Source organism: Gilvimarinus sp. 1_MG-2023, assembly GCF_030548285.1.
The window spans coordinates 1-377 of record NZ_JAUOSC010000312.1 but is presented as its reverse complement, the minus strand read 5'-3'; the positions used below and the strand labels follow the sequence as shown (position 1 = coordinate 377).

General features: G+C 56.5%; 1 protein-coding gene. It reads left to right on the top strand.

Annotated features, from left to right (window positions below; genetic code table 11):
* Nucleotides 1-108: 108 nt before the first annotated feature.
* Nucleotides 109-377, top strand: a 269-nt coding sequence (locus tag Q4563_RS16940) for an alanine racemase (RefSeq protein ID WP_303605321.1), incomplete at its 3' end; no start/stop codon positions are given.

Genomic DNA, 377 nt, shown 5'->3' with positions numbered 1-377 from the left:
CTCGTGCGGCGTATGCCGTAAAGGCGCTGCCAAAAGCAGCTGATATTGAAGTTGAGGCGATTCTGGCGCTGTAACCAGCCGCTGATCGTCACTGTGGAGTAGTTATACATGTCTCGTCCTGCGCAGGCCCGGATTCGTCTGGATCATATTATTGCCAACTACCAGTTGGCGTGTTCATTACATCCCGCCGGTCAGGCGTTGGCAGTGGTCAAGGCGGATGCCTATGGTCATGGCGCTGTCCCGGTGGCTCAGGCACTGGCTCCTTACGCTCCGGCGTTTGCGGTGGCCTGTATTGAGGAGGCGCTGGAACTGCGTGCGGCGGGAATTACTCAGCCGGTCTTGTTGCTGGAAGGTTTTTTCAGCAATGACGAATTACC